Source organism: Herbidospora mongoliensis, from assembly GCF_001570545.1.
Classification (GTDB): Bacteria; Actinomycetota; Actinomycetes; order Streptosporangiales; family Streptosporangiaceae; genus Herbidospora; species Herbidospora mongoliensis.
In genome coordinates this window covers 88992-111213 of sequence record NZ_BBXD01000015.1, presented here as the reverse complement: position 1 = coordinate 111213, position 22222 = coordinate 88992, and the positions used below count along the sequence as shown (strand labels likewise).

Below are 22222 nucleotides of genomic sequence, written 5' to 3'. Positions count from 1 at the left end.
ACCCCCAGACGTTGGAGAGCTAATGGGTTGGTATGCCGTCCTGATCGCTCTCGTCTCGGCCGAGCGACTGGCCGAGCTCGTGGTGGCCAAGCGGAATCTGCGGTGGAGCCTGGCGCGGGGCGGCTTCGTCACCGGTCAGGGGCACTATCCGTTCATGGTCGTCCTGCACACCGGGCTGCTGGCCGGGTGCATGGTGGAGGTGTACGCCGCCGACCGCCCCTTCGTCCCCGCGCTGGGCTGGTCGATGCTGGCGCTCGTCGTCGCCTCCCAGGGGCTTCGGTGGTGGTGCATCCGGACCCTGGGGCACCAGTGGAACACCCAGGTCGTGGTCGTTCCCGGGCTGCAGGCCGTCACGGGTGGGCCTTACCGCTACCTGCGGCACCCCAACTACGTCGCGGTCGCCGTCGAAGGGCTGGCGCTCCCCCTCGTCCATTCGGCCTGGGTCACGGCGCTGGTCTTCACGGTGCTGAACGCCGGGCTGATGGTGGTCCGGATCCGGTCTGAGGAGGCGGCGCTGGCCCGGCTGGGCACCGCGTGATCGACGTCCTGATCGCCGGGGGCGGGCCCGCCGGGCTCGCGACCGCGTGCCATGCCGCGCTGGCCGGGATGGAGGCCGTCGTCGTCGAACCCCGGGCGACCCCCGTCGACAAGGCCTGTGGCGAGGGGCTGATGCCCACCGGCGCCGAGGCGCTGCGGGCGCTGGGCGTGCGGCCCGACGGGTGGCCGTTACGCGGCATCGCCTATCTCGACGCCACCGGCTCGGTGACCGCTCCGTTCCCCCGCGGCCTTTCCGGGCTCGGCGTCCGCCGCACGATCCTGCACGAGGCGCTCGCCAAACGGGCCGCCGAACTGGGGGTGCGCGTGGTCGCCGGCCGGGTCGGGCGGTTCCGGCAGCGGCCGGACGGCGTCGAGGCCGACGGGTTCGGCCGGGCCCGCTGGCTGGTCGCGGCCGACGGGCTGCACTCCCCGCTTCGCGCCTCCCTGGGGCTGACGGTCACCTCCGATCGGGTACGCCGCCACGGTCTGCGCCGCCATTTCGCGGTCGCTCCCTGGAGTTCCCACGTCGAGGTGCACTGGTCGTCCGGGGCGGAGGCCTATGTGACGCCGGTCGGGCCCGAGCTGGTCGGGGTGGCGGTGCTGAGTTCGCGGCGGGTGCCGTTCGACGAACATCTGGCGGCGTTCCCGGCGTTACGCGACCGGCTGGGCCCGGCGTGTTCGCCGGTGCGCGGGGCCGGCCCGCTGCGGCAGGACGCGAAGGCGCGGGTGGCCGGGCGGGTGCTGCTCGTCGGCGACGCCGCCGGATACGTCGACGCGCTCACGGGTGAGGGGATCTCGCTGGCGGTCCGCTCGGCCGAGGCGCTCATTTCCTCGCTAAGACAGGGAAATCCCGAAATGTACGCCCGGTCGTGGACGCGGCTGTCACGCCGCCACCGGGTGCTCACAGAGGCTCTGGTGGCCGTCCGGGGCAACCGGGTCACCGGTGATCTGATCGCGCCGGCCGCGCGGCGGCTCCCGTGGGCCTTCCGCGCGGCCGTCGCCCTTCTCGCCTAGCGGCGGGCCACCAGGATCAGGCGGGGAGACCTGAGCTCGTAGGGGGCGCCGTCAGGATCGCCGTACAGATCGATGGTTCCGAAACCCGCCTCGGTCACCATGCGGCAGACCTCGGCGGCGGTGTAGACGTGCTGGACGGAGGTCCCCCGATGCACCTCTTCACCTCTGGTGAAGGTGAAGTGGGTGATCCAGCGGCTTCTCGCCACGTCGTATTCGTTGACCTGCTCGGCGGTGACGCCGCCGATCGTCAGCGGCTCCTCCTCCAGGGCCACGCCCGGGAGGAACGACTCGGCCGCGAAGCCGTAGTCGAGGACCACCGTCCGGGCGGTCAGCCCGGCCAGGAAGGCGCGCGTCTCGTCGTGGTCGAGGTAGCCGAAGGCGTTGCCCATGCAGATCGCCGTGTCGGCGATCGTCGCGGGCAGCGCGCGCATGTCGCCGACGTGGAAGGCGGCGGTGAGCCCGCGCCGGGCGGCCTCGCCGGTCGCGTGGGCGATCGCCTCGGCCGAGACGTCGACGCCGGTCACCCGGCGGCCGCGCGCGGCCAGTTCGAGGGCGTGCCGCCCGCTGCCGCAGGCCACGTCGAGGACGTGGTCGCCCGGCAGGGTCATCAGGAAGTCGATCTCGGCCTTGGTCGACTCGCTGGGGACTGCCGCCCGCCAGAAGGTGTTGGGCAGCTCGGTGAAGAAATCCGTGTACCACGGCATGTGAAGAATGCTCCAGTCAGAAGTACGAAAAAACCTGCTTCTCGTCTCGACCGGGGCAGCACTGGACCACCCCGGTCACACCGGGCGGGCGGTCATGGCAACTCCTTGTTCGCTGGACTGGAACTGACGGTACCGGCTGATAGAACGGATGTCATGAAGATTACGACCTCGCGTGACGGCACCACGATCGCCTATGACCAGGTCGGCGAGGGGCCGCCGGTGATCGTCGCGGTGGGCGTCTTCAACGAGCGCGCCGCCGGGCTGCCGCTGGCCGAGGCGCTGTCCCGTGACTTCACCGTTTTCGTGTACGACCGGCGCGGGCGCGGCGGCAGCGGCGAGGTGGCCCTGCCCTACCGGATCGACGACGAGGTCGACGACCTGAAGGCCATGATCGAGGTCGCGGGCGGCGAGGCGGCCGTGTTCGGCTACTCGTCGGGCGCGCTGCTCGCGCTGAAGGCGGTGATCGACGGGGCCGCCATCACCCGGCTGGCCCTCTACGAGCCGCCCTACCAGAACGAGAACCCCTCCCCCGCCGACCACGCCGGTCACCTGACCGAACTGATCGCCCAGGAGCGGCGCGAGGAGGCGGTCGAATACTTCCAGCTGAAGATCATCGGCATGCCGCCCCAGATGGTGGAGCAGGCCAAGCGGGCGCCGTTCTGGAAGGCCCTCGAAGCCCTGTCCCCCTCGACCGTCTACGACGCGCTGCTGGTGACCGACCGCGACCTGCCCGACCAGCTCGCCGCCCTGCGCCCGCCGCCCACGCTGGTCCTCGACGGCGCGGCCAGCCCCGACCGGCTGCGCGGCATGGTCGGCGCCCTGGGCATGGCCGTCGACGGCGCCCACGTGATCGCCCTCGACGGCCAGACCCACACGATCGACCCGGAGATCACCGGGCCGATCGTCGCGGCGTTCCTCAAGGGATGAGCGTCACGGGGAGGCGCAGGTGTAACCGCTGACCGTGGCCGTGTTGCCGTTGGGGCGGGTGACCTGGAAGCCGAACGTGGTGCTGCCGTTCGGGGCGAGGTTGGCGTTGTAGGCCATGCTCCTGGCCGTCACGGTCTGGCCGGAGACGGTCAGGGCGGCGTTCCACGAACCCGAGAGGGTGTGGCCCGCCGGGAGGGTGAAGGTCACCCGCCAGCCGCTCAGTGCGGAGGTGCCGGTGTTGGTCACCGTCACGGGCTGGACGACGTAGCCGTTGCTCCACTGGGTCTGGACGGTCCCGCTCGCCGAGCACGGACCACCCGGCTGCGGGCTGGGCGACGGCGAGGGTGACGGGGAAGGCGACGGAGACGGCGAGGGACTGGGCGAAGGGCTGGGCGAAGGGGACGGGCTGGGGCTCGGCGAAGGCGAAGGCGAGGGCGAGGGCGAGGGGTTCACGCCTGCCGGGGGGACCCGGATGATGCGGTCGTCCGCCGCGACCGGGGTGCCCCGGCCGTCGCGGTTGCTGGTGCCGACCCACAGCCAGCCGTCCGGGCCCACGGCGACCGCCCTGAGGCGGCCGTACTGGCCCTGGAACTGGGCGGAGGTGCCCGCCGAGCCGCCCGAGCCGTTCAGCGACACGGTCCACAGGCGGGTGCCGCGCAGGGCGGCGACGAACAGGGTGTTGTTGGCGTAGGCGAGGCCGCTCGGGGAGGCCTCGGCGGTCGTCCACGTGACGATCGGGTTGCGGAACGACGGGTTGTTGCACATGCCCTCGCACGTCGGCCAGCCGTAGTTCCCCCCTGCCACGATCTGGTTGACCTCGTCGGTGGTGTTCTGGCCGAACTCGCTGGCGTACAGGCGGCCCTGACCGTCCCAGGCGAGGCCCTGGACGTTGCGGTGACCCATGCTGTAGACCCGCGAACCGGCGGTCGGGTTGCTCGAGGGGATGCTCCCGTCGGGGTTCATCCTGAGGATCTTCCCGGCGGGCGAGCTCGCGTTCTGGGCGTTCGACGTGGTTCCGGCGTCGCCGGTGGCCAGGTAGAGCATCCCGTCGGGGCCGAAGGCGATGCGGCCGCCGTCGTGGACGGTGGCGCGCGGGATGCCCGACAGCAGGACGTTCTGCGTCGAGGGCGCGCTCAGCCGGAAACGGGCCAGGCGGTTGTCGTTGGCGGTGGTGAAGTAGACGTAGATCCACTGATCCTGGGCGTACGTCGGGGAGACGGCGATGCCGAGCAGGCCGCTCTCGCCCGAGGCGGACACGCCGCTGATGGTCGCCACGGCGACCGGGGTCTGGCCGGGCCTGACCTGCATGACGCGGCCGGTGTTGCGTTCGGTGACCAGGGCACTCCCGTCGGGGAGGAAGGCGAACCCCCACGGGACCTGAAGCCCGGTGACCGACACCTGGGCCCGGTCGAAGTCGAAGCCGCCGACCACGGCGGCCCGGGCCGGGAGGGCGATCATGACTCCGAGGAGCAGGATCGCCGCGGCGATGACGTGCCTAACATGTCTGGACATTGCGGAACCATACGAAGCCCCGAAAGTTTCGACAACGATCACGCCGCCGGTCGGGCACTGACCTGCGCCGGTCAAAGAAAGTTTCATTGAACTGCCGCAACATTTCGTCCCGGAGAACGGGGAAGCCCGGGCCTCCGTGGAGGGGAGGCCCGGGCTCGTAGAGAAAACTACTTGACGACCTTCACGTAGTCGCTCGCCTCAGAAGAGCCGAAACCGTGGCTACCGTCGTACCGGACACCCCAGGTGCCGCTACCCCAGGCCTTGACCTTGGTGTAGAAGGAACCGTTCGGGTTGGTGTCGATGGTCTTCACGTACTTCCACTTGTGCGAACCCGCAGGGAGGAAGTAGACGTCGATGTCCTGCCAGCCCAGCTTGTACCAGCCGTGCCAGTAGTCGCGGGAGTCGTAGCAGCCGCTCCAGCCGTCGTCGACGGGCTTGACGCTCCCGTCGAGTTCGACATAAGCGCGGTCGTGCTTCTTGTAGTCGTAGTACCAGTCGCCGTAGCACTGGGCGACCTGAAGCTGCCCGGTCAGGGTGACGTTGCGCCCCTTCTTCACCGGCTCGGGGCCGGCGTTGAAGTCGGCGATACGCGTCGCCTTGGGACCCTGCGGCGGCTTCGGCGGGTTGTAGCTGTCGTGCTTGACGGTGAAGCCGGAGGAACTGGTGTAGAGCTTGCCGTCAAACCCGCGAGCGAAGACCTTCACGGAGTAGAACCCCTTCGGGTCCTTCGTGTCGACCTTGAAGCTCTCGGAGTAGGAGAACCACTGGGGCTTCCACTCAGGCTTCTTCTCGGCCGACTCGTCGGAGGTGGTGCTGTCCGCCGACTTGTCGTCCCAGCCGTGGCCGTCCCAGTCGTCGTTACCCCAGCTGCCCTTGTGGTCGACCCAAATGCGGGCCTTCTTGATGTCGACGCCCTTGACCGTGATCGACACGACCTCGGAGTCCCACTTGCCCTTGAGGACGACCGGGTTGGGGTTGATCACGACAGCCGTGATCTTCGGGTCGGGCCCGTCGTGGTGACCGTGGCCCTGACCCGGATTCGCTAAGGCGGGAGCCGCGCCGACGAGCGCCGAGGCGCTCATCGCAGCGGCCGCCACCAAAGCGGTGGCAATGCGCTTGATCATAAGAGGGTGCTTCCTCTCCCCGTTACCGCGCGCTTCCGGCATGAAGCGCGCCTACGTCATAGACGGAGATTCGAGGCCAAAAGTTGCGTCTAAGTCATGGAAAAAGTGATCACAACTTGGCAACGGGGTCAGGCACTCGCGCGTCGGGGTCGGAAGATCACTGAACGTACATCTCCTCGATGATCTCAGCGTACTTGGCGTGGATGACCCGCCGCTTGAGTTTCAGGCTCGGGGTGAGCTCCTCGGTCTCGGCGGTCCACTCGACCGGCAGCAGCCGCCAGCGCTTGACCTGCTGCACGCGGGCCAGCTTCTCGTTGGCGGTCTCGATCGCCGCCTCGACGGCCTTCAGCACGTCGGGGTGGGCGGCCAGGTCGGCCAGGTCGGTGTAGGTGATGCCGTTGGCCTGGGCCCAGCCGGGGGCGATCTCGCCGTCGAGGGTGAGGATCGCGACCGGGAAGGGCCTGGAGTCGCCGAAGGCGAGCGCCTGGCCGATGAGGGCGTGCTCCTTCAGGTAGTTCTCGATGTTGGCCGGGGAGATGTTCTCGCCACCGGCGGTGATGATGAGCTCCTTCTTGCGGTCGACGATGCGGACGAACCCGTCGTCGTCGACCGAGCCGACGTCGCCCGTGTGCAGCCAGCCCTCGTCGTCGAACAGGTCGGCGGTGGCCTCAGGCCGGTCGAGGTAGCCCGTGGTGTTGAGCGGGCTGCGGGTGAGGATCTCCCCGTCGGCGGCGATGCGCACCTCGACACCCGGTTCGGCGCGGCCGACGGTGCCGAGCTTGTAGGCGTCGGGGCTGTTGGCGGTGAAGGCGCCGGTGGTCTCGGTCATGCCGTACACATCGAGGACCTTGAGCCCGAGACCGGCGAAGAACCGCTGCACCTCCAGCGGCATCGGCGCGGCGGCGCTGGCGAGCCAGCCCGCGTTGTCGAAGCCGATCAGCGACCGGATGAAGGCCAGCAGACCGGCGTCGGCGGCCTCGTAGGCGGCCTGGATCTCCGGGGTCATCGAACTGCCGGTCTGGCCGGCCTCGACCCAGGCGAGCCCCGCGGTCATCGCCTTGCGCACGTTCTCCTGCTGCTCCTCGGGCTGCGTCGAGAGCAGCGCGCTGAGCCTGGCCATCATCTTCTCCCAGACGCGCGGCACGCCGAAGAACAGCACCGGCTTCACCGCGGCCAGGGTCGGCCCGAGGTTGGCCAGGTCGGTGCAGAAGTGCACGTGGGAGACCTTGAACAGGGGCAGGTAGAGGCTCAGCACCCGCTCGGCGATGTGGGCGTAGGTCAGGTAGGAGATCTGGGTGCCCTCGGTGGGCAGCGAGGTCATCCGGTCGGTGGCGCCGATCTCGAAGAGCACGTTGCGGTGGGTGAGCGGGACGCCCTTCGGCATGCCGGTCGTGCCCGAGGTGTAGAGCACGGTCAGGGTGTCGTCGGAGGTGACCGAGCGCCAGCGCTCCTCGACCGACTGCGGGTCGGCGGCCAGCGCCTGCACGCCCAGGGTCACGAAGTCGTCCCACGAGAGCTGGTCGCCGGTCGCGCCCGTGAGCATGATGATCTTCGTCAGGTTCGGCAGCTGGTCGAGGACCGGCTCCCACCGGGCCAGCTCGGCCGGGCCGCCCAGCACGGCGACCTTGGCGCCGACGTCGTTGGCCACATAGGCGACCTGGTCGGGCGCGAAGGTGGAGTACACGGAGCAGGGGATGGCCCCCGCGTGCACGGCGCCGAGGTCGGCGAGGACGTGTTCGCTGCGGTTGACCATCATCAGGGCGACCGAGTCACCCGGTTCGACGCCGAGGGCGGCGAACCCGGCGGCGATCTCCAGCACCCGCTGCCGCGCCTCCCGATAGGTGAGGGTCGACCAGCCGCCCTCCACCGGGTCGGAATAGGCCGGCGCATCGGGATGATTCTCAGCCGTCTCGTCAAGCTGTGAACAGATGGTCCGGCCCGCGATGCTTTCCTCGATCGCCGCCCGCTCTTCAAAGACCATTCCGCGCCTCCTGTAGGGATGCTCACGCACAGAGTGACCCGCATCACATCATCGGTAAGTCAAGGCTGACAAGATGTCCTGGTGACATGGGTGCTCGACCTGGTCGGGATCTTCGTTTTCGCCATCTCGGGAGCGCTGGCCGGGGTTCACACCCGCCTCGACGTGGTGGGCATGGCGGTGCTGGCGTTCTTCACCGCGGTGGGCGGCGGCATCCTGCGGGACGTGTTCCTGGGCGTGCAGCCGGCCGCGCTGCACGACGCCGGCTATGTGCTGGTGCCGCTGCTGGCGTCGGCGGTCGTGTTCTTCTGGCATCCGGTGGTGGAGCGCGGGATGCCGAGCATCCTGATCTTCGACGCGGCCGGGCTGGGCCTGTTCTGCGCGACCGGCACCGAGAAGGCGCTGCTGTTCGGCCTGTCGCCGCTGCACGCGATCTTCCTCGGTGTGGTCACCGCCGTGGGCGGCGGTGTGCTGCGCGACATGCTCTCGGGCCGGCGGCCCACCCTGCTCTACGACCGCCAGCTCTACGCGGTGCCCGCGTTACTGGGCGCGACCGTGCTGGCCGGCCTGTTCGAATTCGGGGTACGCGGCCCGTTCGCCGTCCTGTCGGCCGCCGTGCTGGCCTTCTCGTTCCGGTTCCTGGCGATGCGGCGGGGCTGGCGGGCGCCGCTGGCGCGGGGCGTCACAGACTCATCGTGAGCCGGTTCTCCGGCACCGGCGCCAGGCCAGGCCGGGCGGCGGCGATCTTCTTGACCGCGTCGGCCAGCACGTGGGGCGGGTGGCAGTACGACAGCCGCAGGTGGCCCTCGCAGGCGCCGTCGACCCCGAACCACCGTCCGGGCGCGAGCCTGACCCCCTGGACGGCCGCCGCCGCGACCAGCGGCCCGGCCGAGGGCACGTCGAGCTTGGCCCAGATCGACCCGCCGCCGGCCGGCTTCGGGTAGGTCCAGCCGGGCAGGTGCGCGGCCAGCGCCGCCATCAGCGCGTCGCGGGAGGTCGCAAGCCAGGCGCGGCGTTCGGCCCGGGACTCCTCGACCTGCGGGAACAGGTCGGCCACCACGAGCTGGTCGAACACCGCCGTGGCCAGGTCGACGCCCGCCCGCAGCACCGACAGCCTCTCGACGAGTTCGGCGGTCCCCCGCAGCCAGCCCACCCGCAGGCCGCCCCACCACAGTTTCGACGCCGACCCGATCGTGATCACCCGGTTGTCGGTGTCCCAGCGGGCCAGCGGCGGCGGCATGACGACGTCGTCGACGGCCACCTCGCCCCAGGTCTCGTCGCAGATCAGCGTCACGTCGTGCCGCCGGGCGGCGGCCACCAGGGCGGCCCTCTCCTCGGCCTCCATCAGGGCGCCGGTCGGGTTGTGGAAGTCGGGCAGCACGTACGCGACCCTCGCCTGATCGAGGGAGCTCTCCATCAGCTCCCCCGCCGCGACCGCCCTGGCCCCGTGGAGGCGGACGCACTGGATCGCGTGGGCGTAGGTCGGGGACTCCAGCAGCACGGGGTCGCCCGCGCGCAGCAGCAGCGTGAACAGCAGGTTCATGGCCTGCTGGGAGCCGGGCGTGATGAGGATCTGCTCCGGCCGGGTGGCCACCCCCCGATCGGTGTAGCGCCGGGCCACCGCCTCGCGCAGCGCGAGCAGGCCGACGGGTTCGTAGCCGATGCCGAGCAGGTGGCGGTGGTAGCCGGCGGCGGCGTTCTCCACCGCGGAGGCGACCCCGGAGGCGGCCGGCATCGAGGCGACGTGGAGCGGGATCATGCCGTCGCCAGGCACCGGGATCGTCCAGGGGGTGTCGCCTCCGGCGGGGAGCTCGGTCGTGCTGCCGGAGCCCTGGCGCGAGGTGACGTAGCCCTGGTCCTTGAGCAGGTCGTAGGCGGCGGTCACGGTGGTCCGGCTGACGCCGAGCGCGACGGCGAGGTGGCGTTCGGCCGGGAGCCGCACCCCGACCGGGACGGCGCCGTCGTGCAACCGGCCCCTGAGGGCCTCGGCCAGCGCCCGGTAGTAGGGGCGGGCCCCTGGAGGGACGACGAGCAGTCGGGCGAGCTGCTCCGGGGCGATGTGGCGCGGCATGCCGACCACATTAGAACCCGTTCTCATGATTTACACCGTTCCATACAAGCCTGAGCACAGAAGGCCAATTCTCCAGATTGGCTCTTTTCTGGCAGACCTCTTGGCGCGAAACTGGGACAACTATGGTGCAAACATCCACTCGTCCTACCTCTAGCAGACTCGTCAGGCTCTACGCCGGTCTGTTCCTCTACGGCGCCGGCTCCGGCCTGCAGATCGAGTCGAACCTGGGCAGCGCCCCTTGGGACGTCTTCCATCAGGGCCTGTCCCGGCATTTCGGGCTCAGCATCGGCGCCTGGGTCGTCATCGTCGGAGCGGCCGTGATGCTGCTCTGGATCCCCCTCCGCCAGAAGCCGGGCCTGGGCACGATCAGCAACGTCCTGCTGCTCGGCTGGTTCTTCGACCTGACCGTCTGGCTGGCCCCCACCCCTGGCCACTGGGTCGTCCAGTGGGCGTATCTGCTGGTTGGGGTGGTCACCGTCGGCGCCGCCACCGCCCTCTACATCGGCGCCGGTTACGGCCCCGGGCCGCGGGACGGCCTGATGACCGGGCTCAACCGGCTCGGCCTGTCGATCAGGGTCGCGCGGGTGATCATCGAGCTCACCGTGCTGGCGATCGGCTGGACGCTCGGCGGCGTCGCCGGGGTCGGCACGCTGGTGTTCGCACTGATGATCGGGCCGATCACCCAGTTCTTCATGAGGGCACGGTGGGTAGCTTGATCACATGCGGATCGAGGATTACGCGCTGATCGGCGACATGCAGTCGGCGGCCCTGGTGGGCCGCGACGGCTCGGTCGACTGGCTCTGCCTGCCCCGTTTCGACTCACCCGCCTGCTTCGCGGCACTGCTGGGCAACCAGCGCCACGGCTCCTGGCGGATCTGGGCCGCCGGGATGGAGACGGCCTCCAGCCGCCGCTACTGGGGTGACACGCTCGTCCTCGAATCGACCTGGGACACCCCTGGCGGCACCGTCCGGGTGATCGACTTCATGCCGGTACGCCATGAGCACCCCCGCCTGGTCCGGATCGTCGAGGGCGTGGCCGGGTCGGTCGAGATGAACTGCGAGATCCGCATCCGCTTCGACTACGGCCGCATCGTGCCGTGGGTCCGCCGCCGCGACGGCAGCCTCCAGGCCATCGGCGGCCCCGACTCCGCCTGGATCCACTCGCCCGTCCACCTCCACGGCAGTGACTACGCCCACAAGGCCACCTTCCGGGTCGAGGCCGGCGACAAGGTGCCGTTCGTGTTCGCCTGGCACCCCTCCCACGCCGCCGCGCCGCCGATGGTCGACCCGCTGAGCGAGCTCGACCACACCCGCGAACTCTGGGAGGACTGGGTCTCCAAGGGCACCCACGCGGGCACGTGGCGCGACGCGGTGGTCCGCTCGATGATCACCCTCAAGGGGCTGACCTACGCCCCCACCGGCGGCATCGTCGCCGCCGCCACGACGAGCCTGCCCGAGGACCTCGGCGGCGTCCGCAACTGGGACTACCGGTTCTGCTGGCTGCGCGACGCCTCGATGATCCTCGACGCCCTGCTGACCAGCGGCTACCTCGACGAGGCCAAGGCCTGGCGGGAGTGGCTGCTGCGCGCGATCGCCGGGCGTCCCCAGGACCTCCAGATCATGTACGGCGTCGCCGGCGAGCGTCGCCTCCCCGAGATGACCCTCGACTGGCTGCCCGGCTACGAGAACTCCCTGCCGGTCCGGATCGGCAACAGCGCCGCGGGCCAGCTCCAGCTCGACGTCTACGGCGAGGTCGTCAACTCGCTCTACCACGCGGGCAGTGGCGGGCTGCCGCCCGACGACCACGCCTGGAAGCTGACCCGCAAGATGATGGACTTCCTGGAGAGCGGCTGGCAGCAGCCCGACGAGGGCCTGTGGGAGGTGCGCGGCCCGCGCCGCCAGTTCACCCATTCCAAGGTGATGGCCTGGGTCGCCTGCGACCGCGCGATCAAGACGCTGGAACGGCAGCACCGCACGGCCCCCGTCGACCGGTGGAAGGCGCTGCGCGAGGAGATCCACAAGGAGGTGTGCGAGAAGTCGTACGACCCCGAGCGCAACACCTTCACCCAGTCCTACGGCTCCAGGGAACTCGACGCCGCGACCCTGCTCATCCCGACGATGGGCTTCCTGCCCGCCGACGACCCTCGCGTGATCGGCACGATCAACGCCATCGAGCGCGAGCTGACCACGCCCGAGGGCTTCGTGCTGCGCTACTCGACCAGCGAGCACAACCCGGTCGACGGCCTGCCCGGCCGCGAGGGCGCGTTCCTGGCCTGCAGCTTCTGGCTCGCTGAGGCCAAGGCCCGCATGGGCCTGCGCAAGGAGGCCTGCGACCTGTTCAACCGGCTGCTGGCCCTCCGCAACGACGTGGGCCTGCTCTCCGAGGAGTACGACCCCGTCCAGGGCCGCCTGGTGGGCAACTTCCCCCAGGCGTTCAGCCACGTGCCGCTCATCCACACGGCCCAGGCCCTCAGCTAGCGGGGCTAGTTGGCGTCTCCGGCGAGCCTGGCCAGCAGCCTCGCGAAGTCGGCGGGCGGTGTCACCACGAGCCGCACCTGACCGTCCTGGGGAACCAGGTCGGCCTGGATGCGGGTCAGCCGTTCGCGGTGCCACCAGTAGACGTGGGGGCTGAGGTTGGCGTCGCGGTCGTCGAACTCGCGCTGGGCGTACACGCGCATCCGCTCCAGCGCCCGGACGACCCCGATGCCCTCGATGGGGTGGATCGCCATCGCGCCCGGGTGCGGCAGCACGACGAGCAGACCGTCGGGCGGGCCGGGCAGCCGCCGCAGGTGCGCGACGGCGGTGGGCGCGCTGATCAGCCGCACGCTCACCCCGCCGAGCTGGACGTACTCGGCGGTGATCCGCTCGTCGGCCAGCGCGTTGTCGAGCGCGACGTCGAGCGCCTCGGCGGGCGGGATCGGCCAGCAGAAGGCCTCCTCCGGCCGGACCGGACGGCCGCCGATCGTCAGCACCTCGATCAGGTCGGCGCTCAGGTGACGGCCGATGATCCGCGAGGGGTCGGGGATCGCCGGGTCGTCGGCCGCGTGCAGCCGGGTGCGCAGCAGCGGCTTGATCCGGGTCAGGTTGCACGCGTCGAACGGTTCGCCCGACACGGCGTGGGACAGGTGCTCGGAGACCAGCATCGGCCAGTCCTCGCGTGACCTGCGGGCCGCCTCGCGGCGGAGCCCGACCAAATTGACGGTACGGGCCATCTCATCGCCACCCATGATCAGAGTGGCGCCGTCGTCCTCGAACGAGCAGCTGTAACCCATCGTCTCGACAACCAGAGCGAGGAGCGAGTCAAGATCGACGTCCTCGACGGGCCGGGTGACGGGTTGTACAGGCTGGTCAGGCCGAATCCGGCTGCGGAGTCGCCGCAACAGACCCAAGGCTCATCCCCTTACAAACGTGGCGTGTTGCCAGGTTTCAGGGTGCCTTGTCCTGGTTGCCGATAAGGCCTGTCAGAGAGCACGATTCGGTATCAATGACACCATCAGCCCCCAGCCACACACTGAACTGTGGTGTCCCGTGACCGATCGGCAACCCCGCGATGATCGGCACTCCCAGGGGTCCGAGCCGTTCCATCAGCACCGGGAGCGCCTCGCCGCACTCGACCCACGAGCCGAGGGCGAAGCCGACGGCGCCGTCGAGGCAGCCGGCCTGGAGCAGTTGGGTCAGCATACGGTCGATTCGGTATGGCTCTTCCCGGATGTCTTCGAGAAGCACGATCCGCCCCTGCGCCTCCATTTGGTAGGGCGTGCCGCAGAGCGCGGCGAGCATCGTCAGGTTCCCCCCGGTGACCGGCCCGATGGCCGAACCGGGCGCCATCACCTGGTCGCCCTTCACCGGCCGGGGCTCCAGGCTGGAGATGAGCGACGCCTTGAGGTGCGACAGCGACCGGGGTTCCGGACCGTCCTCGTCGCTGATCGTGGCGCAGGCCGGCATGGGGCCGAACAGCGAGGCCACCCCCAGACGGCGCTGGAAGGCCAGGTGGAGGGCGGTGATGTCGCTGGAACCGAGAAGCGGTTTGGGCCGGGCGGCCTCCATCTTGTCCCAGTCGAGGTGGTCGAGGACCCGGGTGGCGCCGTAGCCGCCCCGGGCGCAGATCACGGCGGCGATCTCCGGATCGCACCAGGCTTCCTGCAGATCGGCGGCGCGGGCCTGGTCGGGCCCGGCGAGGTAGCCGCGCCGGATCAGCATGCGGGCACCGAAGCGGACGTTCAGGCCGAGGCCGGTGAGCACGTGGCGGCCGCGGTTGAGCCGGTCGAGATCGACCGGACCGGAGGGCGCGACGACGGCCACGGTGTCACCGTGCCGGAGGCGGGGTGGAGTTCGTTCGGACACCCCCCAAAGAGTGTCAGACTAGGCGCTACCTATGCGACCACCGACCCACATTCTCGTGGTAAACGGCGTCAAGGTCCGTCAGCCGGTCTTCGTGCTCGCCGCTCCCCACTCCGGCGCGGATCTGCTCGCCCGTGCCATCAAGCGCTCGCCCGGCGTGCACCTCACGATGGGCCGGGGCGCGGTGTCCCGCGTCGTCTACGCCTTCGCCCGGCGGCCGTCGATCGCGCGCAGCCCCGGGGCACCGCGGGTGATCCGCGACGTCCTGGCCGAGGCCTGGCAGGTGGTGCCCGGCGCGTGCGGTGAGTGTCCCGGCACGTGCAAGGAGGCCGGCGGCATCATCGGCGCGGGGCCGTGCGTGACGGCCTCCGAGCTGACCCGGTTCGGCGACGCCAGCCCCGACCTGCTCTACACGGCGCCGGTGCTGCTCGCGGCGTTCCCCGACGCCCGGTTCGTGCAGGTCATCCGCGACGGCCGCGACGTCGTGGCCGATATGCTGGCCGACCCGGCGACGATGACCTGGTTCAAGCCTCACATGCTGAGCGACGACACCGAGTTCCCCAGCCCGTTCCTCGGGGTCAACAGCGCGGAGCACAAACTGCGCTGGAAGGAGATGCCGGTCGCGGGCAAGAGCGCGCTGCGCTGGCGCGCCGCGATCCGCCTGTCGGCGGTGCTGCGCAAGGAGCTCCCCGCCGACCAGCTGATGACGATCCGGTACGAGGACCTGCACCAGTCCCCCGCCGAGACGTTCGGCCAGGTGAGCGACTTCCTCAGCGCCAAGATCTCCACGATCGCCCTCTACGGCGTGGGCGCCCCGAAGGTCGGCGCCCACCGCCGCCTCACCTACAGCGACGCCGAACTGGTCGGCAAGGTCGCCCGCGAGGAACTCAAACGGCTGGGCTACTCGTGAACTGCGTCTTGTAGAGCTCGGCGTAGGAGCCGTCGAGCACCAGCAGCTCGTCGTGGCGCCCGAGTTCGACCACCCGTCCCTCGTTCATGACGAGGATCACGTCGGCCTCGCGGATGGTCGACAGCCGGTGGGCGATGACCAGGCTGGTCCGCCCCGCGAGCGCCAGTTTCAGCGCCTGCTGTACGGCCGCCTCCGACTCCGAGTCGAGATGGGCGGTGGCCTCGTCGAGTACCACCACCGGGGGCGCCTTCAGCAGCAGCCGGGCCAGCGCGACCCGCTGCTTCTCGCCGCCGGAGAACCGGTAGCCGCGCTCCCCCACCACCGTGTCGAGCCCTTCGGGCAGCGACGCGACCAGGTCGTAGATCTGGGCCGCCCGCAGCGCCTCCCAGATCTCCTCGTCGGTGGCCTCCGGGCGGGCGTACCGCAGGTTGGCGGCGATGGTGTCGTGGAACAGGTGCGGGTCCTGCATGACGACGCCGACGGTGTCGCGCAGCGAGGCCATCGTGGCGTCGCGCACGTCGAGGCCGTTGAGCCGCACCGCGCCCGCGTCGACGTCGTAGAGCCGCGACACCAGCGAGGTCGTGGTGGTCTTTCCCGCGCCCGAGTGGCCGACGAGGGCGACCATCTGACCGGGCCGCGCGGTGAAGGTGACGCCCTTGAGCACCTCGGCCGACTCGCCCTGGTCGGGGCGGGCCACCGACTCCAGCGAAGCCAGCGACACGTCGGCTGCGGCCGGGTAGCGGAAGCGGACGTCGTCGAACTCGATGGTGACAGGACCGGCCGGGACCGGCTTGGCGTCGGGCTTCTCGTCGACCATCGGCTTGAGGTCGAGCACCTCGAAGACGCGGTCGAAGCTGACCAGGGCGGTCATCACGTCGATGTGGACGTTGGACAGGCCGGTGAGGGGACCGTACAACCTCATCAGCAGGGCCGACATGGCCACCAGTGTGCCGAGCTGGAAGGAGCCGTCGACCGCGAGCACGCCGCCGAACCCGTAGACCAGGGCGGTGGCCAGCGCGGCGATCAGGCCCAGCGCGACGCGGAAGATCGTGCCGAGCATGGCGACGGTGACGCCGACGTCACGCACCCGGGCGGCCCGCTCGGAGAAGTGGCGGGACTCGTCGGCGGGCCGGCCGTAGAGCTTGGCGACCATCGCCCCGGCGACGTTGAACCGCTCGGTCATCACCGAGCTCATCTCGGCGCCGAGCTCCATCTGCTCGCGGGTGTACTGGGACATCCGCCGGCCCACCCACTTGGCCGGGAGGACGAAGAGCGGCAGCATCACCAGCGCGGCCAGGGTGATCTGCCACGACAGCGCCAGCATCGTGATCATGACGACGATCAGGCTGATCACGTTGGAGAAGACGGATGACAAGGTGCTGGTGATGGCCCGCTGCGCGCCGATGACGTCGCCGTTGAGCCGGGAGACCAGCGCGCCGGTCTGCGCCCGCATGAAGAAGGCGACCGGCATCCGCTGGACGTGGTCGAAGACCTCCGTGCGGAGGTTGTAGATCAGCCCTTCCCCGATGCGGGCCGAGAACCAGCGCTCACCGAGCGACAGCACGGCGTCGGCCAGCGCGAGCCCGGCGATCGCCAGCGCCAGCCCCAGGACCAGCCCGGAGTCCTTCTCCGGGATGGCCACGTCGATGATCTGCTTCACCAGCAGCGGGTTGGCGACCACGATCAGCGACCCGACCGTGATCAGGGCGAGGAACGCCACGATCGACCACTTGAACGGCGTGGCGTAACGGACGATGCGTTTGACCGTGCCGGGCGCGAGGCGTTCCTTCAACATGTCGCCGTCGCGCCGCATCGACCACATCATCTGCGGGCCCATGCCCGGACCGCCCATCATCGCCATGTCCTGGCCAACCCTTTACTGGAAAGGGCGATTCCGGGATCAGCCCGAGGCGAACAACAAACGCAAAGCCACCCCACCACAGACACGCCCACAAAGGGCGGCGGGTCCCGTGGTCAGCCCGAGGCGAACAGCTCAAGATTCGAACAGCGACCTGATGCGGATCACCTGTTCGGCTCTCTCCGCAGCGGCCTGCTCCTCCAGTGTGCGGCTTCCCGCGCCCTGGAGCAGCCGTTTCGTCGCGGTCGCGACGGATCGCGCCGTGGCGAGCAGCGCCGCCGTCAGGTCGGCCACGGCCGTATCCAGCTCCTCAACCGGTACGGCCAGCTCGGCCAGCCGGAGGCGCAGCGCCTCCTCCGCCCCGACTTTCCGGGCGGTGACACACAACTCCAGAGCCCTCGGCAGTCCGACGAGATCGACCAGCGGCTTGGTCCCTGTCAGGTCGGGCACCAGGCCGAGCGCCGGCTCTTTCATGCAGAACTGCACATCATCGGCCACGACTCGCAGATCGCACGCGAGTGCGAGCTGGAACCCGGCCCCGATCGCGTGGCCCTGGACGGCCGCGATCGAGATGATGTCCGGTCGGCGCAGCCACATAAAGGCCTTCTGCGCCTGGGCTATCCGTTCCTCGAAGCCCTCACCGAGCACCGAGGCGAACGAACCCTCACCGGGTACCCCCTCGGGTGTGAACAGTCGCAGGTCGATGCCTGCGGAGAAGGACGGCCCCTCACCTTTCACGACGACGATCCGCACGGCCTCGGGGAGGTCATCCCCGATCCGGGCCAGTGCCGACCAGGTGGCGAACGTCTGGGCGTTCCGCTTGTCCGGTCGGTTCAGCGTGATCGTCGCGATCTCGCCGTCCACCTCGTAGCGCAGTCCGACCTCAGCGAGCACGCTCGCCGAGATCTGCTCCGCTCTCCCCCCTGGTGTCACTTCCACAGCCCGCAACCCCTTCCTGGCGGTAGCGCCCGAGCCTACCGAACCCTGTTCGGTTATCCGACCCCGGCCGGTCGGCCCGGGAGCGGACCGCTCCGGATCTGAGGTACGTGAGCGGCTGCGGTCAGCGCGTCAGCGAGGCGGAGCTAGCGCTTGGTCTTGCCCCGGGTCGCCCCGCCGCGACCCCGCAGAGTCACGCCAGACTCGCTGAGGATGCGGTGGATGAATCCGTACGACCGGCCGGTGGAAGCGGCCAGGGCGCGGATGCTCTCACCCGCGGCATAGCGCTTCTTGAGATCGCTGGCCAGTTTTTCACGGTCGGCCCCGGTCACCCGGGTGCCCTTCTTCAGAGTCTCGGCCACGAGTACCTCCTGTAGTGCCAGACTTCCGCAGCGTTACTCACGCCATGATCAGTCATTTCGGCTCGATCGGCTACCTACTCCCAGGGAAAAGATCCGTACCCGGTAAATTTATGATCAGGCGAGGGCGACGAGATCGGAAAATTCCTCGCTCCACGCGTCTTCGACCCCGTCGGGCAGCAGGATGACCCGGTCGGGTTGCAGCGCCTCCACCGCTCCTTCGTCGTGGGTGACCAAGACGATCGCCCCCTGGTAAGAGCGCAGAGCCGTCAGGACCTGTTCCCGTGAGGCCGGATCAAGGTTGTTGGTGGGCTCGTCGAGCAGCAGCACGTTGGCGCTGGAGAGCACCAGCGTGGCCAGGGCCAGCCGGGTCTTCTCACCGCCCGACAGGACTCCGGCGGGCTTGTCGACGTCGTCGCCGGTGAACAGGAACGAGCCGAGCGTCTTGCGCAACTCAACGTCGAGGATGTCGGGCCCGGCCGAGCGCATGTTCTCGAGGACCGTGCGCGCCGGGTCGAGGGTCTCGTGCTCCTGCGCGTAGTAGCCGATCTTGAGGCCGTGGCCGGGGCGCACCTCGCCGGTGTCGGGCTGCTCGATGCCGCCCAGAATGCGCAGCAGAGTGGTCTTCCCGGCGCCGTTGAGGCCCAGGATGACGACCCGGTGGCCCCGGTCGACGGCGGCGTCGACGTCGGTGAAGACCTCGAGCGAGCCGTAGGACTTCGACAGGTCCACCGCCGTCAGGGGCGTGCGGCCGCAGGGCGCGGGCGAGGGGAAGCGCAGCTTGGCGACCTTGTCGGAGCGCCGCTCGGGCTCGATGCCGCGCAGCAGGCGCTCGGCCCGGCGCTGCATGTCCTGGGCCGCCTTGGCCTTGGTGGCCTTGGCGCGCATCTTGTCGGCCTGGGCCATCAGCACGCCCGCCTGCTTCTCGGCGTTGGCCCGCTCGCGCTTGCGGCGCTTCTCGTCGGTCTCGCGCTGGAGCAGGTAGTTCTTCCACCCGACGTTGTACGTGTCGATCACGCACCGGTTCGCGTCGAGATGGAGCACCCGGTTTACCGTCGCTTCAAGTAGACCAACTTCGTGGCTGATGATGATCAAGCCGCCCTGGTGGGAACGCAAAAAATCACGAAGCCAGCCGATCGAGTCTGCATCGAGGTGGTTTGTCGGCTCGTCGAGAAGGAGAGTCTCCGATCCCGAGAAAAGAATGCGTGCCAGTTCGACCCGGCGTCGCTGACCACCCGAGAGGGTCTCCAGCGGCTGCCCGAGCACCCGGTCGGGCAGACCCAGGCTGGAGGCGATCGAGGCGGCCTCCGACTCGGCGGCGTAGCCGCCCAGCACGTGGAGGCGGTCTTCGAGACGGCCGTAGGCCTTCACGGCCTTGTCGCGGGTGCGCACGTCGGCCGAGGTCATGCCCAGCTCGGCCTTGCGCAGGTCGCGGATGACCTCGTCGAGGCCGCGGGCCGACAGGATGCGGTCGCGCGCGATCACCTGGAGGTCGCCGGTGCGGGGGTCCTGCGGCAGGTAGCCGACCGCGCCGGTGATGGTGACGGTGCCGCCGGCGGGGACGCCCTCACCGGCGAGGGTCTTGGTGAGCGTGGTCTTGCCCGCTCCGTTGCGGCCGACCAGGCCGATCTTGTCGCCGGGGTTGACCCGGAACGACGCTCCCTCGATGAGGAGCCGCGAACCCACGCGGAGTTCGATGTCAGTGGCGATGATCATGGTTGGGGGACACTCCCGTGAATAGCGAGACGCGGACGGCCGCAGGCCGGCCGTGGCTCGCGCCGTGAACCTGCCTCAAAAGAAAGGGCTTCAGGACCGTGGGCACACGGAAGTGATCAATCGGGAGTGCGCATGCACTGATTGTATGGTGGCCCGGCCTAATCCCCCGACTCCTCAAACCTGGATCGGATCGACAATCCTGATCCTGACGGCCCGGAACTCCTCCGGGGTCTTCTCCAGGACGGCCAGACGCGGGTCGGGGACGGTGAGGAAAGGCCCCGTCTCCAGGGCGAACAGCGGCGCCAGCCGCCTATCGGACCGCATTTCGTCGATCGCCTTCTTGTCTCCCCCGACGACGAATCCGTCGAGACCCTTCTCCAGGTGCGGCAGCAGCACCCGGGCGGCCACGTCGGCGGCGGCGCCCATGGCCTCGTCGGCCTGCTTCTCCCGCCGCCGGGCGAACCGGTGCTGCGACCAGCCTCCGGCCGCGCTGCGGCCGTGGACGAGCCGGGAGCCCACTTTGGACGCGATCAGCCGGTCGCCCTCGAAGACACCGGCGGCGTGTCCCCCCAGACGTACGAGAAGAACGGCGACGCGACGGTCACGGGAGACATGGGCGACCAGCGCGGCGGCGAGAGTGTCGGCCGTCTGCCGCAACGGTCCGAACGGGATGTGGCACTCCGCCAGCGCGCCATCCGGGGCGGTGAAGATCACCCGATCTAGGGCGTTCTCCTCCGACGGCGGCCCGCCGTGGCGGGCGGCGAAGTTGTCGAGCCAGCGGGACAGCCGTGACGGGGGGATCGACACCCATCGTCCGCCCCCGGCGGCCGGGCGTGCGCTCATGGGCGCTCAGCGTAGTCGCTGCGGTCTGAGCAGGCGTCCACGGTTGTCGATAGGGGGAAATGTGGGTGAATTTCAAATCACCGGCCTCAAGAGGACGAGGCTCGCACAGGAGAATCAGAACGTGTCGGTTCCCATGCCCTCTCCGGCGCCGGTCGCGGTCACCTCACCGGGTGAGCAGTCCTCGACGACCGGCCCCTTCACCGTCTCGGGGTACGTGCCGGCGTGGGCCGCCGCGCCTGCGAGCTCCTCCGACCATCACGCGGGCGGGCCGCCCGGCGTCTTCGGGCCCGTCTCCAACTTCACCCCGGTCGTCGATCTCGACACCGGCGGTGTGATCGCCATCCAGATCGACGCGGGCACCCCCGCCCGGGACCGGGCCGACGTGGCCGGGACGGTCGCGGGCCTGCGCGCGGCCGCCGACGCGGACGCGCGGCTGCCCCTCGTGCTGCCCATCCCGATCGCCGCCGTGTCGGCGGGCTCGGCCGGCCTCGCGCCGCTGCACGAGGGGATGCGGCTGGCCGGACGGCGGCCCCGCGAGATCATCCTGGCCATCGAGGGCGACCTCGACCCGGCCGACCGGTCCCGGCTGCTGGCCGGGGTCGACGGCCTGCGCGCGGCCGGCTACCTGATCGCGTTCGGCGGGTGCGGGGTCCGCAACATCCCGCTCGACGTGCTGGCCGACGCCTCCCCCTACGTCATCGTGATCTCCCCCGAAGTGGTGGAGCGCGCCCCGAAGGACGCCCGCCGGGCGGCCGTGGCCGAGGCGCTGGTGACCGTGGCCAAGGGGGTCGCGGCGCACATCCTCGCGCCGGGCGTGCAGGACGAGGTCCAGCTCGCGGCGGTGCGGGCGTGGGGGGTCAGACTGGCCACCGGGCCGCTGCTGGCGCCGGTCGACTGGCGGCCCTCCGACGGGCGGGTGCACGTGCCGGTCCCGGCGACCGAGACCTCGCCGAACCTCTCCCACCTGCTCGGGCCGAGGGTGCAGGAGTTCCTGATGCCGGCCGTGACGCTGCCGATCACGGCGACGTCGGAGGAGGTCGTGCAGGCGTTCGGCACGGAGAACTCGATCAGCAGCGTGATCCTGGTGGACGAATATCAGCGCCCCCAGTCGATGATCGACCGCAGCCGCTTCCTGCTCTACATGGCCGGCGCCTACGGCCACGCCCTGCACGCCAAGAAGCCCGCCCACCGCATCGCCGACAGCGCCCGCCTGGTGCCCAAGACGACGCCGGCGATAGCGGCCATGTCGGTCGCCGGGCAGGACGCCAAGCGGGTCTACGACGACCTCGTGGTGGTCGACGAGGTGGGCCGCTGCCTGGGCACCGTCCACGTCAGCGACCTGATCAGGCACGTCGCCGCCCGGCCGGGCTCTCACTAGGGCCCGGCCGGACC

Annotated in this window: 20 protein-coding genes; 8 read left to right on the top strand and 12 right to left on the bottom strand. The window is 70.1% G+C overall.

The window, feature by feature from the left end; all coding sequences use genetic code 11:
- Positions 1-22 precede the first annotated feature (22 nt).
- Positions 23-538 (top strand): isoprenylcysteine carboxyl methyltransferase family protein, encoded by a 516-nt coding sequence (locus AW272_RS21745; protein WP_066368204.1) that lies wholly within the window; start codon positions 23-25, stop codon positions 536-538.
- Entirely contained in the window at positions 535-1551 is a 1017-nt protein-coding gene (locus AW272_RS21740) for an NAD(P)/FAD-dependent oxidoreductase (RefSeq protein WP_066368194.1), read from the top strand. The genes AW272_RS21745 and AW272_RS21740 overlap by 4 nt, the downstream gene beginning before the upstream one ends.
- Here AW272_RS21740 and AW272_RS21735 read toward each other — a convergent pair.
- Positions 1548-2255 (bottom strand): class I SAM-dependent methyltransferase, encoded by a 708-nt coding sequence (locus tag AW272_RS21735; RefSeq protein WP_066368192.1) that lies wholly within the window; start codon positions 2253-2255, stop codon positions 1548-1550. The genes AW272_RS21740 and AW272_RS21735 overlap by 4 nt on opposite strands.
- 153 nt (positions 2256-2408) lie before the next feature.
- On the opposite strand from AW272_RS21735, the gene AW272_RS21730 reads away from it, so the two are divergent.
- Positions 2409-3182 (top strand): alpha/beta fold hydrolase, encoded by a 774-nt coding sequence (locus tag AW272_RS21730; protein ID WP_066368190.1) that lies wholly within the window; start codon positions 2409-2411, stop codon positions 3180-3182.
- 3 nt (positions 3183-3185) lie between these two features.
- Here the strand turns inward: AW272_RS21730 and AW272_RS21725 are convergent, their stop codons facing one another.
- From AW272_RS21725 to AW272_RS21715, 3 genes are all read right to left on the bottom strand, one after another.
- Positions 3186-4694 carry a PQQ-dependent sugar dehydrogenase gene (locus AW272_RS21725; protein ID WP_083958554.1) on the bottom strand — a complete coding sequence of 503 codons (1509 nt, stop codon included), beginning with the start codon at positions 4692-4694 and terminating at the stop codon, positions 3186-3188.
- A 167-nt stretch (positions 4695-4861) separates the two neighbouring features.
- A complete protein-coding gene (locus AW272_RS21720) occupies positions 4862-5818 on the bottom strand; it encodes a hypothetical protein (protein ID WP_157518701.1) in 957 nt (318 codons plus the stop codon).
- A gap of 157 nt (positions 5819-5975) precedes the next feature.
- A complete protein-coding gene (locus AW272_RS21715; RefSeq protein WP_066368188.1) occupies positions 5976-7799 on the bottom strand; it encodes an AMP-dependent synthetase/ligase in 1824 nt (607 codons plus the stop codon).
- Between the two features lie 81 nt (positions 7800-7880).
- Between AW272_RS21715 and AW272_RS21710 the strand changes: the two genes are divergently transcribed.
- A complete protein-coding gene (locus AW272_RS21710) occupies positions 7881-8495 on the top strand; it encodes a trimeric intracellular cation channel family protein (RefSeq protein WP_157518700.1) in 615 nt (204 codons plus the stop codon).
- Here the strand turns inward: AW272_RS21710 and yczR are convergent.
- Positions 8479-9867: a MocR-like transcription factor YczR gene (yczR, locus tag AW272_RS21705; RefSeq protein WP_245657663.1), complete on the bottom strand. Its 1389-nt coding sequence runs from the start codon at positions 9865-9867 to the stop codon at positions 8479-8481. The genes AW272_RS21710 and yczR overlap by 17 nt on opposite strands.
- Positions 9868-9989: 122 nt before the next feature.
- Here yczR and yczE point away from each other — a divergent pair, with 122 nt between their 5' ends.
- Both yczE and AW272_RS21695 read left to right on the top strand, forming a co-directional pair.
- Positions 9990-10583 (top strand): membrane protein YczE, encoded by a 594-nt coding sequence (gene yczE, locus AW272_RS21700; protein WP_066368179.1) that lies wholly within the window; start codon positions 9990-9992, stop codon positions 10581-10583.
- Positions 10584-10587: 4 nt separating this feature from the next.
- Positions 10588-12345: a glycoside hydrolase family 15 protein gene (locus tag AW272_RS21695; RefSeq protein WP_066368177.1), complete on the top strand. Its 1758-nt coding sequence runs from the start codon at positions 10588-10590 to the stop codon at positions 12343-12345.
- 5 nt (positions 12346-12350) lie between these two features.
- Here AW272_RS21695 and AW272_RS21690 read toward each other — a convergent pair whose 3' ends face one another.
- Both AW272_RS21690 and AW272_RS21685 read right to left on the bottom strand, forming a co-directional pair.
- Entirely contained in the window at positions 12351-13139 is a 789-nt protein-coding gene (locus tag AW272_RS21690) for a hypothetical protein (RefSeq protein ID WP_245657662.1), read from the bottom strand.
- 154 nt (positions 13140-13293) lie between these two features.
- Positions 13294-14211, bottom strand: a complete 918-nt coding sequence (locus AW272_RS21685; RefSeq protein ID WP_066368175.1) for a S66 peptidase family protein — start codon at positions 14209-14211, stop codon at positions 13294-13296.
- A gap of 31 nt (positions 14212-14242) precedes the next feature.
- Between AW272_RS21685 and AW272_RS21680 the strand changes: the two genes are divergently transcribed.
- Positions 14243-15118, top strand: coding sequence for a sulfotransferase family protein (locus AW272_RS21680; RefSeq protein WP_066368174.1), 876 nt, complete (start codon positions 14243-14245; stop codon positions 15116-15118).
- Here the strand turns inward: AW272_RS21680 and AW272_RS21675 are convergent.
- The 5 genes from AW272_RS21675 to AW272_RS21655 all read right to left on the bottom strand — a co-directional run bounded on the left by AW272_RS21675 (position 15096) and on the right by AW272_RS21655 (position 20830).
- Positions 15096-16979, bottom strand: coding sequence for an ABC transporter ATP-binding protein (locus AW272_RS21675; protein ID WP_066368172.1), 1884 nt, complete (start codon positions 16977-16979; stop codon positions 15096-15098). The two genes, AW272_RS21680 and AW272_RS21675, sit on opposite strands and share 23 nt — an antisense overlap.
- A gap of 132 nt (positions 16980-17111) precedes the next feature.
- On the bottom strand, positions 17112-17870 hold the full coding sequence (locus AW272_RS21670) for an enoyl-CoA hydratase/isomerase family protein (RefSeq protein ID WP_245657661.1): 759 nt from the start codon (positions 17868-17870) through the stop codon (positions 17112-17114).
- A 188-nt stretch (positions 17871-18058) separates the two neighbouring features.
- Entirely contained in the window at positions 18059-18274 is a 216-nt protein-coding gene (locus tag AW272_RS21665) for a helix-turn-helix domain-containing protein (protein WP_030452286.1), read from the bottom strand.
- 114 nt (positions 18275-18388) lie between these two features.
- Positions 18389-19987, bottom strand: coding sequence for an ABC-F family ATP-binding cassette domain-containing protein (locus AW272_RS21660; RefSeq protein ID WP_066368164.1), 1599 nt, complete (start codon positions 19985-19987; stop codon positions 18389-18391).
- 174 nt (positions 19988-20161) lie between these two features.
- On the bottom strand, positions 20162-20830 hold the full coding sequence (locus tag AW272_RS21655; protein WP_066368161.1) for an acVLRF1 family peptidyl-tRNA hydrolase: 669 nt from the start codon (positions 20828-20830) through the stop codon (positions 20162-20164).
- Between the two features lie 121 nt (positions 20831-20951).
- Here AW272_RS21655 and AW272_RS21650 point away from each other — a divergent pair, with 121 nt between their 5' ends.
- On the top strand, positions 20952-22208 hold the full coding sequence (locus tag AW272_RS21650) for an EAL domain-containing protein (RefSeq protein WP_245657660.1): 1257 nt from the start codon (positions 20952-20954) through the stop codon (positions 22206-22208).
- Positions 22209-22222: the final 14 nt, after the last annotated feature.

Bases quoted from the DNA above. Each gene is read 5' to 3' on its own strand.
- AW272_RS21745 (WP_066368204.1), top strand. From the start codon at position 23: ATGGGTTGGTATGCCGTCCTGATCGCTCTCGTCTCGGCCGAGCGACTG.
- AW272_RS21735 (WP_066368192.1), bottom strand. From the start codon at position 2,255: ATGCCGTGGTACACGGATTTCTTCACCGAGCTGCCCAACACCTTCTGG.
- AW272_RS21730 (WP_066368190.1), top strand. From the start codon at position 2,409: ATGAAGATTACGACCTCGCGTGACGGCACCACGATCGCCTATGACCAG.
- AW272_RS21725 (WP_083958554.1), bottom strand. From the start codon at position 4,694: ATGTCCAGACATGTTAGGCACGTCATCGCCGCGGCGATCCTGCTCCTC.
- AW272_RS21720 (WP_157518701.1), bottom strand. From the start codon at position 5,818: ATGATCAAGCGCATTGCCACCGCTTTGGTGGCGGCCGCTGCGATGAGC.
- AW272_RS21715 (WP_066368188.1), bottom strand. From the start codon at position 7,799: ATGGTCTTTGAAGAGCGGGCGGCGATCGAGGAAAGCATCGCGGGCCGG.
- yczR (WP_245657663.1), bottom strand. From the start codon at position 9,867: ATGCCGCGCCACATCGCCCCGGAGCAGCTCGCCCGACTGCTCGTCGTC.
- yczE (WP_066368179.1), top strand. From the start codon at position 9,990: ATGGTGCAAACATCCACTCGTCCTACCTCTAGCAGACTCGTCAGGCTC.
- AW272_RS21695 (WP_066368177.1), top strand. From the start codon at position 10,588: ATGCGGATCGAGGATTACGCGCTGATCGGCGACATGCAGTCGGCGGCC.
- AW272_RS21690 (WP_245657662.1), bottom strand. From the start codon at position 13,139: ATGGGTTACAGCTGCTCGTTCGAGGACGACGGCGCCACTCTGATCATG.
- AW272_RS21680 (WP_066368174.1), top strand. From the start codon at position 14,243: ATGCGACCACCGACCCACATTCTCGTGGTAAACGGCGTCAAGGTCCGT.
- AW272_RS21675 (WP_066368172.1), bottom strand. From the start codon at position 16,979: ATGGCGATGATGGGCGGTCCGGGCATGGGCCCGCAGATGATGTGGTCG.
- AW272_RS21660 (WP_066368164.1), bottom strand. From the start codon at position 19,987: ATGATCATCGCCACTGACATCGAACTCCGCGTGGGTTCGCGGCTCCTC.
- AW272_RS21655 (WP_066368161.1), bottom strand. From the start codon at position 20,830: ATGAGCGCACGCCCGGCCGCCGGGGGCGGACGATGGGTGTCGATCCCC.